This window comes from Elizabethkingia bruuniana, from assembly GCF_002024805.1.
Taxonomy (GTDB): Bacteria; Bacteroidota; Bacteroidia; order Flavobacteriales; family Weeksellaceae; genus Elizabethkingia; species Elizabethkingia bruuniana.
Genome location: NZ_CP014337.1, coordinates 62707 through 79293 on the forward strand (window position 1 = coordinate 62707; position 16587 = coordinate 79293).

17 protein-coding genes are annotated in these 16587 nt (G+C 36.0%); 10 read left to right on the forward strand and 7 right to left on the reverse strand.

Annotated features, from left to right (window positions below; all coding sequences use genetic code 11):
- Positions 1-14 precede the first annotated feature (14 nt).
- From hemW to AYC65_RS00320, 5 genes are all read left to right on the forward strand, one after another.
- Entirely contained in the window at positions 15-1133 is a 1119-nt protein-coding gene (hemW, locus tag AYC65_RS00300) for a radical SAM family heme chaperone HemW (RefSeq protein ID WP_078674686.1), read from the forward strand.
- Positions 1134-1233: 100 nt separating this feature from the next.
- Positions 1234-3111 (forward strand): alpha-L-fucosidase, encoded by a 1878-nt coding sequence (locus tag AYC65_RS00305; RefSeq protein WP_034866627.1) that lies wholly within the window; start codon positions 1234-1236, stop codon positions 3109-3111.
- Positions 3112-3169: 58 nt separating this feature from the next.
- Positions 3170-4003 (forward strand): glutamate racemase, encoded by an 834-nt coding sequence (gene murI, locus AYC65_RS00310; RefSeq protein WP_034866625.1) that lies wholly within the window; start codon positions 3170-3172, stop codon positions 4001-4003.
- Positions 4004-4199: 196 nt separating this feature from the next.
- Positions 4200-4820 (forward strand): NAD(P)H-dependent oxidoreductase, encoded by a 621-nt coding sequence (locus tag AYC65_RS00315; RefSeq protein WP_034866623.1) that lies wholly within the window; start codon positions 4200-4202, stop codon positions 4818-4820.
- 41 nt (positions 4821-4861) lie between these two features.
- Positions 4862-5152 (forward strand): putative quinol monooxygenase, encoded by a 291-nt coding sequence (locus tag AYC65_RS00320; protein ID WP_034866620.1) that lies wholly within the window; start codon positions 4862-4864, stop codon positions 5150-5152.
- 73 nt (positions 5153-5225) lie between these two features.
- Here AYC65_RS00320 and AYC65_RS00325 read toward each other — a convergent pair whose 3' ends face one another.
- The 4 genes from AYC65_RS00325 to AYC65_RS00340 form a co-directional block, all read right to left on the reverse strand.
- Positions 5226-7613, reverse strand: a complete 2388-nt coding sequence (locus AYC65_RS00325; RefSeq protein ID WP_034866680.1) for a patatin-like phospholipase family protein — start codon at positions 7611-7613, stop codon at positions 5226-5228.
- An 86-nt stretch (positions 7614-7699) separates the two neighbouring features.
- Positions 7700-8260, reverse strand: coding sequence for a 16S rRNA (guanine(966)-N(2))-methyltransferase RsmD (rsmD, locus tag AYC65_RS00330; RefSeq protein ID WP_034866619.1), 561 nt, complete (start codon positions 8258-8260; stop codon positions 7700-7702).
- 1 nt (position 8261) lies between these two features.
- Positions 8262-8981: a DUF3822 family protein gene (locus tag AYC65_RS00335; RefSeq protein ID WP_034866617.1), complete on the reverse strand. Its 720-nt coding sequence runs from the start codon at positions 8979-8981 to the stop codon at positions 8262-8264.
- Between the two features lie 89 nt (positions 8982-9070).
- The gene (locus AYC65_RS00340; protein ID WP_034866615.1) at positions 9071-9445 is read right to left on the reverse strand and encodes a winged helix-turn-helix transcriptional regulator; all 375 of its coding nucleotides are present in this window, start codon (positions 9443-9445) and stop codon (positions 9071-9073) included.
- 107 nt (positions 9446-9552) lie between these two features.
- Between AYC65_RS00340 and AYC65_RS00345 the strand changes: the two genes are divergently transcribed.
- A complete protein-coding gene (locus AYC65_RS00345) occupies positions 9553-10098 on the forward strand; it encodes an NAD(P)H-dependent oxidoreductase (protein ID WP_034866613.1) in 546 nt (181 codons plus the stop codon).
- A 47-nt stretch (positions 10099-10145) separates the two neighbouring features.
- On the opposite strand, the gene AYC65_RS00350 is transcribed toward AYC65_RS00345, so the two are convergent.
- Together AYC65_RS00350 and AYC65_RS00355 are read right to left on the reverse strand one after the other, a co-directional pair.
- Positions 10146-10640 (reverse strand): Smr/MutS family protein, encoded by a 495-nt coding sequence (locus tag AYC65_RS00350; RefSeq protein ID WP_034866611.1) that lies wholly within the window; start codon positions 10638-10640, stop codon positions 10146-10148.
- Positions 10641-10646: 6 nt separating this feature from the next.
- Positions 10647-11141, reverse strand: coding sequence for a metallophosphoesterase family protein (locus tag AYC65_RS00355; protein ID WP_034866609.1), 495 nt, complete (start codon positions 11139-11141; stop codon positions 10647-10649).
- Positions 11142-11176: 35 nt separating this feature from the next.
- On the opposite strand from AYC65_RS00355, the gene truA reads away from it, so the two are divergent.
- From truA to AYC65_RS00375, 4 genes are read left to right on the forward strand one after another with little or no spacing between them, the layout of a single operon-like run.
- On the forward strand, positions 11177-11950 hold the full coding sequence (gene truA / locus AYC65_RS00360; RefSeq protein ID WP_045183533.1) for a tRNA pseudouridine(38-40) synthase TruA: 774 nt from the start codon (positions 11177-11179) through the stop codon (positions 11948-11950).
- Positions 11951-11962: 12 nt separating this feature from the next.
- The gene (locus AYC65_RS00365) at positions 11963-12310 is read left to right on the forward strand and encodes a hypothetical protein (protein WP_034866608.1); all 348 of its coding nucleotides are present in this window, start codon (positions 11963-11965) and stop codon (positions 12308-12310) included.
- A 25-nt stretch (positions 12311-12335) separates the two neighbouring features.
- Positions 12336-14108, forward strand: coding sequence for an ABC transporter ATP-binding protein (locus AYC65_RS00370; RefSeq protein WP_034866606.1), 1773 nt, complete (start codon positions 12336-12338; stop codon positions 14106-14108).
- A gap of 50 nt (positions 14109-14158) precedes the next feature.
- On the forward strand, positions 14159-14608 hold the full coding sequence (locus AYC65_RS00375) for a GreA/GreB family elongation factor (RefSeq protein ID WP_034866604.1): 450 nt from the start codon (positions 14159-14161) through the stop codon (positions 14606-14608).
- 63 nt (positions 14609-14671) lie between these two features.
- Here the strand turns inward: AYC65_RS00375 and AYC65_RS00380 are convergent, their stop codons facing one another.
- Positions 14672-16096, reverse strand: coding sequence for a S41 family peptidase (locus tag AYC65_RS00380; protein WP_034866602.1), 1425 nt, complete (start codon positions 16094-16096; stop codon positions 14672-14674).
- Positions 16097-16587 lie beyond the last annotated feature (491 nt).

Sequence of the window (16587 nt, forward strand, 5' to 3'; positions counted from 1 at the left end):
TATATATACAGGCTATGCTTTATTTCCATATACCTTTCTGCAAACAAAAATGCAGTTATTGTAACTTTCATTTCTCAACTTCACTAAACCTGAAGGATGACATGATGAAGGCTATCCATAAGGAAATAGATTCCAGGCATCATGAACTTACTGATAAGCATATTAAAACACTTTATCTTGGCGGAGGTACCCCTTCACTGCTTTCAGTTGATGAAATAAAAGCTTTACTAGATAAGAGTGCACAGTATTATGATTTCGATTCTGAAATAGAAATTACTTTAGAGGCCAATCCCGATGATTTGAATGCTTCGTTTCTGAAGGAGCTTTCCAAAAGTGGCGTTAACAGACTAAGCATTGGAACACAATCTTTTTTTGAAGATGATCTTAAGCTTATGAATCGCGCACATACTTCCGGAGAGGCCGAAGATTCTATTAAAAGAGCACAGGATTTTGGACTTGAGAATATAAGTATTGACCTTATTTATGGCTCGTCGTCTATGCCGATATGGAAAGAAAATTTACAGAAGGCAATAACATTGCAGATACCTCATATTTCTTCCTATGCATTGACCGTTGAGCCTAAGACTGCACTTGCAAAATGGATAAAAGATAAAGTTGTGAAAGCCCCGAATGAAGAAGTCCAGAATGAAGAGTTTTACTACATGTCGGAGTTTTTAAAAGAACAGGGATTCATTCATTACGAAATATCCAATTTTGCAAAAGAAGGTTTTTATTCCAAACATAATTCTGCGTATTGGAAAGGACAGCCTTATTTAGGGTTTGGGCCTTCTGCTCATTCTTACAACGGCGGGAATATACGTTCGTGGAATATCGCTAATAATGCATTGTACATAAAGGGCCTTGTTGAAAATACAAGAAACTTTGAAGAAGAGCTGCTTTCTCCGAAAGACCAATTGAATGAACTGGTTATGATTGGGCTTCGTACGATATGGGGAGTAGACATGGCTAAAATACAATCGACTTTTGAAAAAGATATTCAGGAAGAATTCCTTTATCTTTTGAATTCAAAAAAGGAAGAAGGATTAATTGTTGAAGATTCAGGTTATCTCAAAATTCCTGAAAAACATTGGTTTTTGGCTGATGGTATAGCTTCTGATTTATTCTTGGTATAATTCAGGTTTCTGAATGTATTATTCTAACATTCAAAAATCTTCCTTATTTTTGGGAGACTAACCTTTGCTGCCAAAGGCTGCAAGAACTAAAAACTTTACCATGAAAAAAATAGTACATGTGGCTCTTTTGATGAGTGCACCTTTTCTCCTTGCTCAGGAGCTGAAGCCTTACGGAGCTGTTCCTTCGGAAAGACAGCTGAGATGGCACGAAATGGAAACTTATGCATTAATACACTTTACGCCTACAACTTTTCAGAATAAAGAATGGGGGTTCGGAGATGCTTCACCGGAAATTTTTAATCCCACTTCATTCGATGCAAATCAGATTACCAGAGCTGCTGCATCTGCAGGATTAAAAGGATTGATTACGGTAGCAAAACATCATGACGGTTTTTGTCTTTGGCCTACGAAAACAACATCTTATAGTATAGCCTCTTCACCATGGAGGGGAGGAAAAGGAGATATGGTAAAGGATTTTATGCAGGCTTCCAAAAATGCACATCTCAAATTTGGTGTTTACCTGTCTGCGTGGGACCGAAATGATGTAAGATACGGAACTTCCGCCTATGCAGATGCTTACAGGGCACAACTAACAGAGCTTATGACTAATTACGGACCATTATTTACCTCATGGCATGACGGAGCAAACGGAGGAGATGGTTACTATGGCGGGCGTAATGAGAAGAGAACTATTGATCGTACTACATATTATCAGTGGACGGAGAAAACCTGGCCTATAGTAAGAAAGCTACAACCTGGAGCTGTAATATTTTCGGATATAGGACCTGATATGAGATGGGTTGGGAATGAGCATGGATATGCAGCAGAAACATCATGGGCAACATTTACACCCATAGGATTAGACGGAAAGAAACCTGTGCCGGGAGCGGCGGTTTATACAAATGCCGGAACCGGAGACCGAAATGGTAAATACTGGATTCCTGCAGAGTGTGATGTACCTTTACGACCAGGATGGTTTTATCATAAAGATCAGGATGCTAAAGTAAAAACTCCGGATCAGTTGTTTGATATCTATATGAAGTCTGTTGGGAGAGGAGCTGATATGAATTTGGGATTATCGCCTATGCCTTCAGGAATCCTTCATGATAATGATGTAAAATCCCTAAAGGCTTTTGGGGTAAAAATAGCAGAAACTTTTAAAACTAATTTTGCAGAACGGGCAAGTATTAAGGCATCTGATGTAAGAGGTCAAAATCTGAAAAAATTCGGGACACAGTTTATTCTGGATAAAGACCGCTATAGCTACTGGGCAACAAATGACGGAGTAACGAAGGCTCAGTTAGATATTAAATTGGCAAAACAGTCAACATTCGATATTATTCGTTTAAGAGAAAATATTAAACTGGGACAGCGCATAGACAGTGTGAAAATAGAAGGCTTAGTTAACGGAAAATGGGAAACACTCGGTAAGGCAACCAGTATTGGTGCAAACCGCCTGATTAAACTGGATAAACCAGTTAGCCTTACGGACCTCAGAGTTCATATTTATGCGCCCGTAGCAATTACACTAAGTGACTTCGGACTGTATAAAGAATATAAAGAGGCGTTTGTATTCGATCATACAACAGAAGCTAAAAAGATAAAAATTCCTACCGGAATGGCCAGAATAGACCAGGTTATTCTAAATGAAAACTCCAATACATTTGTATCTGTTCCAAAGAGTGAATCTTTGATTTTTAATATTGAAGGCCGGAATATTACAGGTTTAGGATATTTGCCTAGACAGGATGGTAAAACTGACGGTATGATTACAAAATATGCTGTTTATACCAGCGATGGTAATTCACGCTGGAAGCTGCTAAAAGAGGGCGAATTTTCCAATATAAAAGCCAACCCTGTATGGACGAGAATAAACTTTGATAAACCGGTTGCAGCCAAGTTGATAAAACTCGTTCCAAAAGAGCTTACGGAGGGGCTGCAGTTCACCGTTGCCGGAGTTGAATTTTATGAAGAATAATCGGAACGAAAACTTAATTAAACCTTCTAATTTTTGTAACTTGCATGCCCAATTTTAGATGAAAACTTTGAATAAAGTAAATATACAGGGACTTTCTCCAAACCAGCCGATAGGTGTCTTCGACTCCGGGGTTGGTGGGCTTACTGTGGCTAAAGAAATTAAAAGGCTGCTTCCGAATGAAGATTTAATCTATTTCGGAGATACTAAACACCTTCCTTATGGTGAAAAATCGAAGGAAGCTATCGTAGAATATTCTACCAAAATCACCAACTTTTTGCTGGAACAAAATTGTAAAGCTATTGTTATAGCCTGTAATACTGCAACAGCTAATGCTCTGAAAGAAGTATTAGAACTGGTGGCGGGCAGAGTTCCGGTAATTGATGTGATTAATCCTGTCGCAGAAAAAGTAGCATATGAAATACATACTAATGTAGGTGTTATTGCTACAAAGGCAACCGTTAATTCAGGACTTTACAGAAAAAGTATCAGAAAGCACAATAAATTTATCAAAGTAGACGAACTGGCAACTCCGTTACTGGTTCCTGCAATAGAAGAAGGTTTTAAAAATCATCCTATTACTCATGCTATTATTTATAATTATCTGAGTAATAATAAGCTGAAAAATATAGAGACACTTATACTGGGATGTACCCACTATCCTTTGCTGCTTGACGAAATCAAACAATACTACGGGAACAGGGTGAGGGTTATCGATTCTCCGAATATTGTGGCTAATCAGCTGAAAATAATTCTGGATAAGTATCATTTGCTTAATGAGCAAAATCATACGCCTTCTTATCATTTTTATTTATCAGATATTACAAAGAATTTCGAGAAAATTTCGAGAAAATTTTTCGGAAACAAGATTAGCCTGGAGCTAAAAGTGTTATAGTAAGAGCTCTTTAAAACATTAATAAAAGCCGGAAGAATTATCTTTCGGCTTTTTCATTTTTAAAAACATAGTGTCTTATTCTGATAAACGTTTTATCTTAAATGTATCATAATTATGATACAAAGTTATAAATTAAATTATTTTTATAATTGATTTTTCTGTCGGAAATTTGTATCATCAAAAAAAACAATTAGAAATGGAAAATATATTTATCATCAACGGAGGGCAGACTTTTGCACATTCAGGCGGAGCATTTAATAAATCTATTACAGGATGGACAAAAGAAGTTTTAGAAAAAGAAGGCTTTAAAGTAAGAGTAAGTAATGTTAACGATGAGTTTGATCCTATGGATGAGGCTGAAAACTTTAAATGGGCAGATGTTATCGTTTATCATTTTCCGGTTTGGTGGTTTCAGGTACCTAACAGACTTAAATTTTATATAGATGAGGTATTTACTGCCGGACATAAAAATGGTATCTATGAAAGTGATGGCCGCTCCCGTACAAATCCGCAGATCAATTATGGGACTGGCGGACTAATGCATGGAAAAAAATATTTTGTGACTTCCAGCTGGAATGCTCCGGATACAGCATTTACGATGGAGGGAGAGTTCTTTCAACAGAAATCTGTTGATGAAGGTATTTTATTTGGTTTCCACAGAATGAATGCTTTTGCCGGATTGGCTCATATCGGAAGTTTTCATTTCCACGATATGGAAAAGAATGCTACCCTGGAAAGAGTTAGTCAGTATGAAACCGATTATAAAGAATACGTACAGAATGTTTTCACAAAAGAAAAATGTGTTCTTCAGAACTAAAAACAGAAATGAAAATACAATTATAAATAACACATAATTATATGAAAATCTATTTAACTGCTATATTAAAAGCTAAAGGAGAGAAAAAAGAAGAACTGTTGGTACTTCTTCAAAACATGGTAGAAAATACAAGAAAAGAAGACGCTTGTATTAAATACGACCTGCAGCAAGGAGCAGAGGATGAAAATTTATTTATTTTCCATGAGATATGGGAAAATTCAGAAGGATTAGAGCAACATAATCAACAGGATTATATTAAAGCTTTTATATCCAAAGCTGATGAGTTGTTGGAAGAGCCGGCACAAATATATTTGGCAAATTTAATTTCGTAACCTAGTTATAAATAGATTTCTGATAAAAAAGAGGTTTCCATTATAATGGAAACCTCTTTTTTATTAAGTAGTATCAGAATTTGAATCCTATACTGAAATATACTCTCCAAATATCGAGTAAATCATTTTTAGAAACATTAATGTTAATAGGGCCTAATAGGGATTCGTAACCTAAATTCAGCCCATATCCAATCATACTGATATTACTTTTGAATGGTGAAAGCTCATCACTGAGTATACTGTAGCTAAAAGAAGGTGTAAGGTAGAATTTTTTCATAATTCTGTATTGCAGAGATAATCCTGCTTTAGCAACAGAGGTTATAGGTAACTCTTTTTGGCGAAAACCATTAAATTCCGGATTCATGATGTCATAATTATACTCGCTGCCTCCTAAGTTATACTTTTGATTGAGAAATAGATAAGGGTATTGATCTGTATTTGGTTTCCGGTTTTGATCTGTTTCTTTACCAACACTGGCACCGAGGAAAAGATTAGCCTTAGCAGTAAGCCTTTTGGTAATGGGTTGTGAATAATTTTCGTTAAGCGTAAACGAAACTATATTTTTGGTTTCTTTATAATTCTCTGATTTAGGGTCCAGTATTGAATTTAATTCAGGCTGAACTTTTGCCAGGTCATACAAATCATACTGATCTCCGTAGTAAAATCTCGTACTTACCTGCAGGTGATTCCCTCTGGTGGAAAAATATCTTTTGTTCAGATTGTTCTGCTCAAAATTTAGAAAAGTGTTAAAATTACTATGGCTGTATAATTTTTTGCTATAGTTATTTACTCTGATCTGGTCTACTTTGTCCAGAAAACGGTTCATTCTCTCTGCACTAAACTCGGTTCCGAAAGAAATAAAAGCATTAGGGTGAATATTATAGTTCAGTGCGATTTTCCCGGTAATATTTCTGTACATATAGTTAGGGAATCTTATATTATCGTCATCACTATTGGTATCAATTAATCTGAATGTTAAATCATTACTCCGCAGATATACCATTTTCCCTTCCAGATTCAGCCACCAGCGATGTCCATTGTCCAAAAATTTCTGATAATCTATTCTGGCTTTAAAACGTTCTGCAGCATCTACGGTTACTAACAATCTGGATTTACTGAAAACAAAATTCCGATAAGTGTAATTCACAATAATTCCTACAGACTGCTCATTGTCATAATGCAAAGCCACCTTAAATGCTCCCTTCTTTGCTCTTTTTACAAAAATATTCATTGTAAGAGCATCACCCGTATTGGTATAAGTATAATATACTTTTTCGTAATGTCGCATTCCGAATACACGGTCTATTGCCTCGTTTACTGTTTTAGCATCATAATAGTTACCCTCTTTCAGTTCCATCTGTTTGCGGATATTTTCTATTTCGTTAGTATCCGTAATCGGAGTTCCGTCTTCTTCACTAAATGTAAACTGGGTAGTAGGCAATTTTACCTCCTCAATCATTTTGTGCTCATATTTTATTCCCAATCTTCGCTGGGTTTCTGCTAATGCTACGAATTCGGATAAGTGTTTTTTTGCTTCTTTCTCCCCAATTTTTATAATTTCATCATATTTGGCAAAATCTTTTGTGGTGATATCTCCCAGCGGTTTCACGAAGTCAACCATAATATTGGATAGTGCTTTCTGATGTTTGAAATCCTCTACTGAACGTATGGCATGTGTCTGATAAATCATCTTCATGGGATTCTCAATCTCCTTTTTGGTAAAAAGCCTGAATCCGGTATAGCCGCCAACAACAAAATCAGCTCCCATCTCCCTTACTTCGTTTGCAGGGAAATTTCTGTCCAATCCACCATCTACCAAAAGTTTCCCATCAATATAAACAGGAGCAAATGCTGCGGGGATAGCCAGTGTAGAGCGAATCGCTAAGGGTAAAGATCCTTTTTTCTGCATCACCAATCCGCCATTTTCAATATCAGAAGAAGTAAGTTCAACCGGAATTCTTAGTTTGCTGAAATCATTGATATGTTTAGCGTTGAAGGTAAGAGTATTGAGAACTTCGCCCATATATTGTCCTTCGATGTAAGAGCTTGGGAGGGTAGGGAATCCCTTTACAACAGGGAATTCCAGAATATATTTGTCATATTCGTCCTTTTCGCTGATATTGATTTTGTTATATGGGATTTTATTACTCAGAATTCTGTTCCAATGTACTTTGTAGACAGTTTCTTTTAACTGATCCGCATTATACCCCATTGCATACAGACCTCCAAGAATTCCGCCCATACTGGTTCCGGTAATGTAATCAATCTTAATTCCTAATGAATCAATCATTTTCAGAATTCCCAGGTGTGCAAAACCTTTTGCACCACCACCACTAAGAGCCAGACCAAATTTGGTGTCTTTGGTAATGTTTTGTAGTGCTGTGTTCAGTGAATCGTTTTTTTGCTGTGATTTTACTGTGAATGAGAAAACTATGATAAGAAGTAAGGACAGTCTTTTCATATAGTAGTTTATTTGTTTGTGTTTCACAAATTTATAAAAAAGCTCCATCCGGTTTTCCGAATGGAGCAAAATATAATTAATTATTATCAATCTGTTTTTTTTGCAAAAAAACTGAAACTTACGTTTCCATACTTTCGTGTTTCCAACAGGTTTGGATGTTCAAACTTCTGCCTGGATTGGTGTTCTAAAATAAAAACTCCGTTTTCAGCAAGTATATTCTTATTCAGTACAAGGTCTATTAATTCATCGTACTTGGTCTTGTCCATGTCGAATGGTGGATCTGCAAATACCAGATTGTATAATTTACCATGGTTTCTTTCTTTTTTTACCCAGTCGAATACATCACCGCGACTGATATTAATCTGAGAGTCGAAACCTAATTCTTTTGCTGTGGAGTTAATAAATCCACAATGTTTAGGGTTAAGATCCACGGAAGTAATATCTTTTGTATCACGGGAAGCAAATTCTAATGAAATAGAACCAATTCCGGCAAAAAGATCCAATACGGATAAATATTCGATGTCGAAGCGGTGTTCGATAATACTGAATAGCGCTTCTTTTGCAAAATCTGTTGTTGGGCGAACCTCAAAGTTCTTCGGAGCGGCAATTTTTTTACCCTTCCACTTCCCCGATATAATTCTGTACATTTTATTGAAGGATAAAGTTGTGTTTGTTTTTAATGCTTTTCTCTACAATTTTTACCTGATGGGCAAACTTCTGTAATTCGCTAAGGAAGGTCTCATTCTCGTCTATTTCTCCATAAACAAGGAACTGAAGATTCTTCAGGTCAAAGTTTAGTTTGGAAACAGCAAACATGATAAAGTAAAGAAAGTCTACTTCGGAATTAGCATCCAGATTGTTGTAAAGTAAAATCTTTCCGTCTTTCATAGCAAAAAACTCTGCCTGATTATGGTAAAGATTAATGTGTATTTGCTCACCATTGGTTTTGGTAAGAGTCTGACTCAGAAATTTCTCTCCGGAAAAATTAAAAACCGCAGGAATATTAGAAGACTTTATTTTCTGATAAAATTCCTTCGGCATGGTATAATAAAACTGGACGTGAAATTTTTTGTTAATCGCCAGCATTAATTCTTCATTAGCTTCATCTACCGGAGCATTATAAGAAATAAGTTGGTAGCCCAACTGGTGCTGGTCGAAACCAAAAGGTAACATACTGAAATGATTAAGCGCAGAGACTACCTCAATTTTTTTGAGATTCCCTTGTTTTAATACTTCTGTAAGTTTATCGGAAATATAACCTTCAGGCGTTTCTTCATCTTTGAAAAAAGCGCTCTCAGTGTAAGAAGAGCCCTTGCCTATGGTCCATTGTAAACCGTCTTTTGTGAAAAGTAGAGATAATTTCTGCATGTTTTTCAGCCTAATGTGCAAATTTAAGTATTTTAGTTGGCAGTTGAAAATTATCACCTTCAACGGGGAAAATTATATCAGATAAATCTTTATAAGCTATCTACAAATTTCCCTTTCTTATCCACAATTTGATTTCCCCAGGTGGTAATCGCATCCAATACCGGGATAAAGGTACTTCCAAAATCGGTTAATTTATAAATAACTTTTATTGGTGGCTTCTTGCCATAAACCTTTCTTGAGATTAGTCCGTCTTTTTCTAGTTGTTTTAATTGTAAGCTCAGCGTCATTTCAGTAACTGAGAACAATTCTTTCCTTAGCTCACTAAACCTTTTCTCACCATCCTTCAGATGATATAATATAACAGTTTTCCATTTTCCGCCGACTAGATCCATTGCCAAACTTACTGAACAAGGGTATATTTTATCTTCTATTTTCACATATTTTCCTAGACATTCTTTTTTCATATCCGGTGATTTAAGGCCTATCGGAATTGATAGTTATTGCAAATTTAAAGGACTAAAAATAATTTTGCAACTATAATTTTGATAGTACGAAATCTAAATAAAAAACAATGGCATTAATTATTTTAGGACATCCCGATTGGGAAAAATCATTAGCGAATAAAGAGATTGTGAATGGATTGGTAAATAGTGAGGCAAATGTCGAAGTCCGAAATCTTCAGCAGTTATATCCCGATTTTAAAATTGATATAAAGAAAGAACAAGAAGCATTATTAAGACATAAAAATATAGTGTTTCAGTTTCCCTTTTATTGGTATACTATGCCGGCGATTCTAAAACAATGGTTCGATTTGGTATTGGAATATGGGTTTGCCTACGGCTCGACAGGTGATAAGCTGAAAGGTAAGAATTTCATTCCCAGTTTTACTGTCGGATCAGCTGAGAATGAATATAAAACTTTAGGAGAACATCATTTCAGAATTCCTGAATTTTGTAAAAACCTTGAGCAAACAGCTTATTATACACAGATGAATTATATCGAGCCATTTTATTTTCACGGGACTTCACTAAATGCAGGTTATACAGAAGAGGAGGTAAAGAGCAAAGCTAAAAGACAGGCCGGAAAATTAATTAAACTGTTGAAAACTTTAGAATAAAGACGTTATCTTGGCTTAATGTATTTATGATAATTGTAATGGAGAACCTATTTCAGGATTACGGTAATTGTACCGGACTGGTGTTTGAAGAAAGTTCCATCCTCATACTCCAGGCCTGTTTCTCCACGAAGAACATCCAAAACCATCGACTGTAATACACCGTCACCAATACCATGGATCACATCTAGCTTTTTGATGTGATTTTTTCTACAGAAATTAATAGTTTCCTGTAGGCGCTGTTTCTGAATAAAAAGTCGTTCCCATGAATCGTAATCGGACGGATTGTTGACCAATTGATCAAAATGAAGATCCAAAACCAAAGCCGGAATTTTATTCTTTTTAGAAATATTTTTTTTGGGTTCCTGTTTTACCGTAACAGGTTGCAAGTTGTATAAATCTGCTTCTGCCGGAACAATTTCAGATGATGGATAAGTATGCTCAAAACCATATTCATCTTCTATGGTGATGAGATTTTTGTGAATTTTGATAATCTTTCCTTTTAAATTATCGTTTAGTACCGAAACTTTATCTCCTGCCTTCATTGTTATTTATTTTGCCCCCAATTCGATAACTTCCAAATCCTTTATTTCGCTCCCGTCAATTGTAAAACGAAGCATCGTACGGACTTTATGCCAGCCAACTTTACCACAGGCCCCCGGATTAATATGGAGAATATTTCTTTCCTTATCCATCATAACTTTTAAAATATGAGAATGCCCTGATATAAATATTTTAGGTGTTTGTTTGTTAATCTCGGCTTTAGCTAAAGGTGAATAACGTCCGGGGTATCCACCGATATGGATCATTAATACTTCTACCTCCTCACACTGAAAACGTAAAACCTCCGGAAACTCCTTTCTTATTTCGGTTCCGTCAATATTTCCGTAGACTCCTTTTAAAGGTTTTATTTTTTGTAAAGCCTCTATTACATCCGTATTTCCGAAATCACCTGCATGCCATATTTCATCTGCCTGTTCAGCATAAGAGAGGATGCGGTCGTCCATATAAGAATGAGTGTCGGAAAGTAATAATATTTTTTTCATAAAGAGAACTTTCAGTTGCGATAGAGTTCGTATTTTTGCGTATCGAAAATCTAGACAAAAATACAAACAAATTACGCTATTTCATCGCTTTTTCCTATAACGGCGCATCCTTCTTCGGGTTTCAGATACAACCCAACGAAATTAGTGTCCAGGAAACTTTGGAAAAAGCATTGAGTACGTTGCTGCGTGAAGACATTAAAATAACAGGTGCCGGAAGAACGGATACCGGAGTTCATGCTAAAAAAATGTATGCACATTTTGAAACCAGTAATGTATTGGGAGATCAGCTGGTACATAAGCTAAACAGCTTTTTACCACCAAGTATTGCGGTTCAGGAAGTTTTTCAGGTTTCTAAAGATCTGCATGCGAGATTCAGCGCGTTATACAGGACTTATGAATATTATATTTCGCTGAAAAAGAATCCGTTTACAGAAAACTCTGCATGGCAGCTTTGGCGGAAAAAGCTGGATATAGATGCAATGAATAAAGCCTGTGAAATTTTGTTTCAGTATAAAGATTTTACAAGTTTTGCAAAACTGCACACCGATAACAAAACCAATTTCTGCGAAATGAAAAAAGCGGTGTGGGAGCAACGTGGGGATGAACTGGTATTGACCATTTCAGCTGACCGTTTTTTACGAAATATGGTGCGTGCAATAGTAGGGACTATGGTGGAAGTGGGTACTGGAAAAATAAAGCCGGAAGATATCCATGATATTATTGAAAAGAAAAACCGGAATGCCGCCGGAACATCGGCTCCTGCCCACGGATTGTATCTGGTGGATGTAGGTTATAACTTTGATAATTAAGCAGAGGAATATATGCTGGGAATTTTATTTTTGATCTTTATTTATCGGTATTATGCGAACTTAGCAAAACGATATGCTAAAGTTAAATGGCATTATGGGTTACTGGGAAGTATTATTTTTATGGCAGTACAAATGACAGTCGGAGGTTTGTATGGTTTTTATCTGGCTATTGCAGAACCTGGTGGGCTGGAAGATGAAAGTACTGTTGTAGGGATTACACCACTTAACCTGATTGGCTGGTCAATTGCCGGAGGAGCGGTATGGGGAGTTCATAAAATACTTGAACATAAATTGATCAGTGAAAGACAAACCCAGCCCTCTATAGATATAGATCTTATAGGAAAGAAAGAAACTGAATAATATAGCCTCTGTTGAGGTAGAAAATATGAAAAAATTAAGCACTGGAAATATAATTGCCAGACTCTTTAAAATTGGAATGAACTTCCGGGGTTGGTTTATTTCTGCATTTATTATATCTGTTGTTCTGGCTTTAGTAGGAACATATCGGCCCATACTAACCAAAGATGTTGTGGATAATGACATTATTAGGGAGAAGAATTTCGACTTACTAATGCATGATGTTTACCTCCTGATAGGCTTGGTTGCTGCAGAAACAATCCTGAACTTCGGTTTGGTATATCTGTCCAATTACATTTCGCAAAATGTAATCCGTGATATAAGGGAGCGTTTGTACCGTAAACTTATTTATTTCAAGACTTCATTTTTTGATAAAACAGCTATTGGTAATTTGGTAACTCGTGCTGTAGGAGATGTGGAAACAATTGCTACTGTATATACAGACGGATTCCTGATGGTTTTTGGAGATGTATTACGTGTAGTTTTGGTACTGGTAGCTATGTTTAATGTAAACGTTCAGCTCAGCTTTATTGCGCTGGCCATTTTACCGATTATGCTATTGGTTACAAGATTCTTCCAGAAAAGGCTAAAGAAAGCTTTTGGAGATGAAAGAACCTGGACTGCAACTCAGAATAGCTTTGTACAGGAAAGACTTGCCGGTATGTCTTTAATACAGGTGTTCAACCGTCAGAAAGCTGAATTTGAAAAATTCGATGATATTAATCAACAATTGAAGGGAGCGCTTTTGCGAACTGTTTTCTTTTTCTCTTTATTTTTCCCGGTAGTAGAACTTATCTCTTCTGTGTCTATAGGACTTATTCTATTCTATGCAGGTTATAATGCGCTAACAAGTAGTGATGCCAGTCCGGGAGATGTTATTGCATTTATTCAGTTTATCAGTATGCTGATTCGTCCGTTGCGTCAGATCGCAGACAGATTCAATAATATTCAGAGAGGTTTGGTTGGTGCGGAACGTGTACTCGGAATTATGGACGAGGACAATGCAATGCCTAACAACGGAACTGTTGTAAAAGAAAAGGTTGCGGGGAAAATCGAATTCCAGAAAGTACATTTCTCTTATGATGAGAAACAAGAAGTATTAAAAGGGATAAGTCTGAAAGTAGAACCTGGACAATCTGTTGCTATTGTCGGGGCTACAGGAGCCGGAAAATCTACCATTATTACGCTTATTACAAGGTTTTATGATATTAATTCCGGGAAAATATTACTGGATGATATAGATCTTAGGGATTATGAACTTCATCATCTGCGCAGCCATATTGGTGTTGTATTGCAGGATGTATTTTTGTTCCACGGTTCTATTTACGAGAACCTTACATTAGGTGAAGATATTCCTTTAGAAAGAATAAAACAGGCGGCACAGGAAATCGAGGTGGACGAATTTATCGAAAGGTTGCCAGGTGGATATGATTATGTTGTAAGCGAAAGAGGTTCTTCTATTTCATTAGGGCAGCGTCAGCTATTATCATTCCTAAGAGCTTATTTAACAAATCCAAGCATTCTGATTCTGGATGAGGCCACATCTTCTATAGACCATGAATCCGAAAAACTGATTCAGAAGGCAACTGAAAAAATTACAAAAAACAGAACTTCTATTATTATAGCACACAGACTTTCCACCATTGTAAATGCGGATAAGATTATTGTAATGGATCAGGGTAAAATTGTAGAGGAAGGAAAACATGAAGAACTGTTGCAAAGAGATGGTTATTATGCTACACTTTACAAGGCACAATTGCACAGAGATGCAGATGATGAGGATGTAAAAATAGAAGCATAATTATAGGGATCATTTTAGGAAATTGTTATCTTTAAGAAAGAATTGGACCTATGAAGAAGACGATTTACGATAAAAAGGATATCCGGAATTATGTAAAAAGCGTTATTGCTGATAAAATCCAAACGCTGGAGAAATTTGTGCATTTTACAAAAGAAGCCAGTAAAGACATTAAAAAAACTCCTAAATACGATAGTGTCCGGGAAGAGGCACATGAAGAAATCTACCAGATGCAAAGGCAGTTGGCAGAACTTCATAAGTTGCAAAACGGAATGGCCCGTGTCCTGAATTCTGAAATGTCCGTTATTCAGTTAGGATCATTGGTGATTACCAATAAAGCCCGTTTTTATATTTCTGTTTCCCTGGGAGAATTTTTCTTTGAAGGGGATAGAATGTATGCAATCTCTGAAGAGAGTCCTATGGCAAAAATGATGATTGGAAAGAAGGTAGGTGATGAGTTTGTTCTCAATCGGATTCATCAAAAGATTGAGGAAATATACTAAGCCTGATATCCGAGCTGGTAAATATAAAAATGCGTTGTCAATATTATTGACAACGCATTTTTCTTAGTTCCAGTTTTTCATTGTATTGCTTGTGAAGTCTACCCACTGATCTTCAGGAATTGTCTTGTCAATATAGAAGTCCGGATGAATTCCTAAATCGTCCACAGGAAATTCCGGAATACGGAGAGATCTGGAGATACAGTATTCAAAGACAAAATCACCAGAAGGAGAGGTTGCCTCAATCATATTGGATACATCAACAGCACCACCGGTTTTTCTTCCAAAGAATTTTACTTTTCTGCTTTGCTTTGCCAACAGAATAAACTGTTCTGTTGTGCTAAAATTATTTTCGTGAATAATAATTGCTACATTTTTTGGAAAAGGAAGAACCTGGTCTTTTTTACTAACCGTAACATCTTTCCCATAAATGTTAACAAATTGTCCTAGTTTGCTATTAAGAGTTGACTGAATCTTTTTATATGTTTCTTTATCCTCTGCGTCGGTATCGGAACTGTTAATCAGTGTATCCCAAATTTTGTTGTTTTGTGGAGTGGAGTACATTTCTGTCATTACAGTACGGATTGGATTCGTATAGAGATACTTGATGAGTCCCTGATAATTGGAATCTTGCCCGCCCTGACAGTCTCTTAGATCAATAATGAGGTTTGGAGTAGAAGCTATCAGGTTATCCAGACTAGCCAATGTACTGTCTATTGCTTTCTTGTTTTGGTGGAAAGCCGGAATTCGGAGATAAACAGTATTGTCATCTTTCTTGTAACCAAATGTTTTACCGCTGGTTTTTATCTGGTTGTATTCTTTTGTATTGTCCTGATATGTAAAGCTAGGGTAGGATCGCTGGAAAACCGCATCATCAATCTGAAGTAAATTTTTTCCAAGATATAAAGCTTTTTTTACAGGAACTGGTTTGAAATTTTTCTGATAATAAGTTCCTGATTTCAGATCCTGATTTAATGAAAATAGAATATCATCTTTGTTCCAGTCTTTGTTTTGTGTATTTACAATACTGCCAACAAAAGTGTTTCCTTCTTTTTTTACAGCAATAAGATTACTTCCTCTTGACCATATTCCTTCAATATTGTCTTCCTTACTTGTGGCAAGGGTTTTCTTGAATTGTTCGATATTGAAAGCCTTTTGTTTTACCGGCTGAAAGTGCTCGGAGTTTAATTGATTTTTTACAGCTTTATCTGTTAATGTAAATCTGAAATGATCGGTGCGGAAAAATTTAATCCATTCTTCCAAAGCTGCTTTGCACTGGTAGAAATCTGTAATGTTAGTAACTTTATCGTTTGTAATTTTATTATGGAGATCATAGGCTGTTCTTCCCTTTGTATCTAGTATATGACGATAGCCCGCATCATTTTCTTCAAAAGTCTTTTTAGTCCATTCATAGTTTTCTTTACAGTTGCAATTCTGTGCCTGAATACTCATGGTGCCCATAAGTAATAAAAAAGGAAAGAATAATTTCATAAATTTTATATTAGTTTTTCATTAAGTCTATTCGCAATAACATTTCAGAGAATGTATATTCTATATGTTTGTAGTTGGGTTAGTATTTATTTCTGACAGTTGGGTTAGTTTTTGGGAGTAATCTGCAAATATTCGAAAAAAAAGAGAGACCTGAATCAATTAAATCTGTAAATTTCAATTATTGGTGATTTAATAAGGTTTACTGACTTGATAATGAGTAGTTTTGGTGATTGATCTATAGAGAATATTTTATAACCGAACAGATATATTCGATGTAGAAATGATTGGCAAATAAGTGTTGAAAAACTTTGAACGTGTAACTTTAGAGTCTGTTTGAATTTTGATTAAAAAATATTAGACTTCGACAGGCTCAGTCTGACACTCCTAAAAGGAAGATATCTTGAACGAGTAATGTCACTCTGAGCCTGTCGAAGAGTATTAACAATAAAATTTAGACAGGCTTTAGAATTGAAAGTTTTTTTATATCTTTG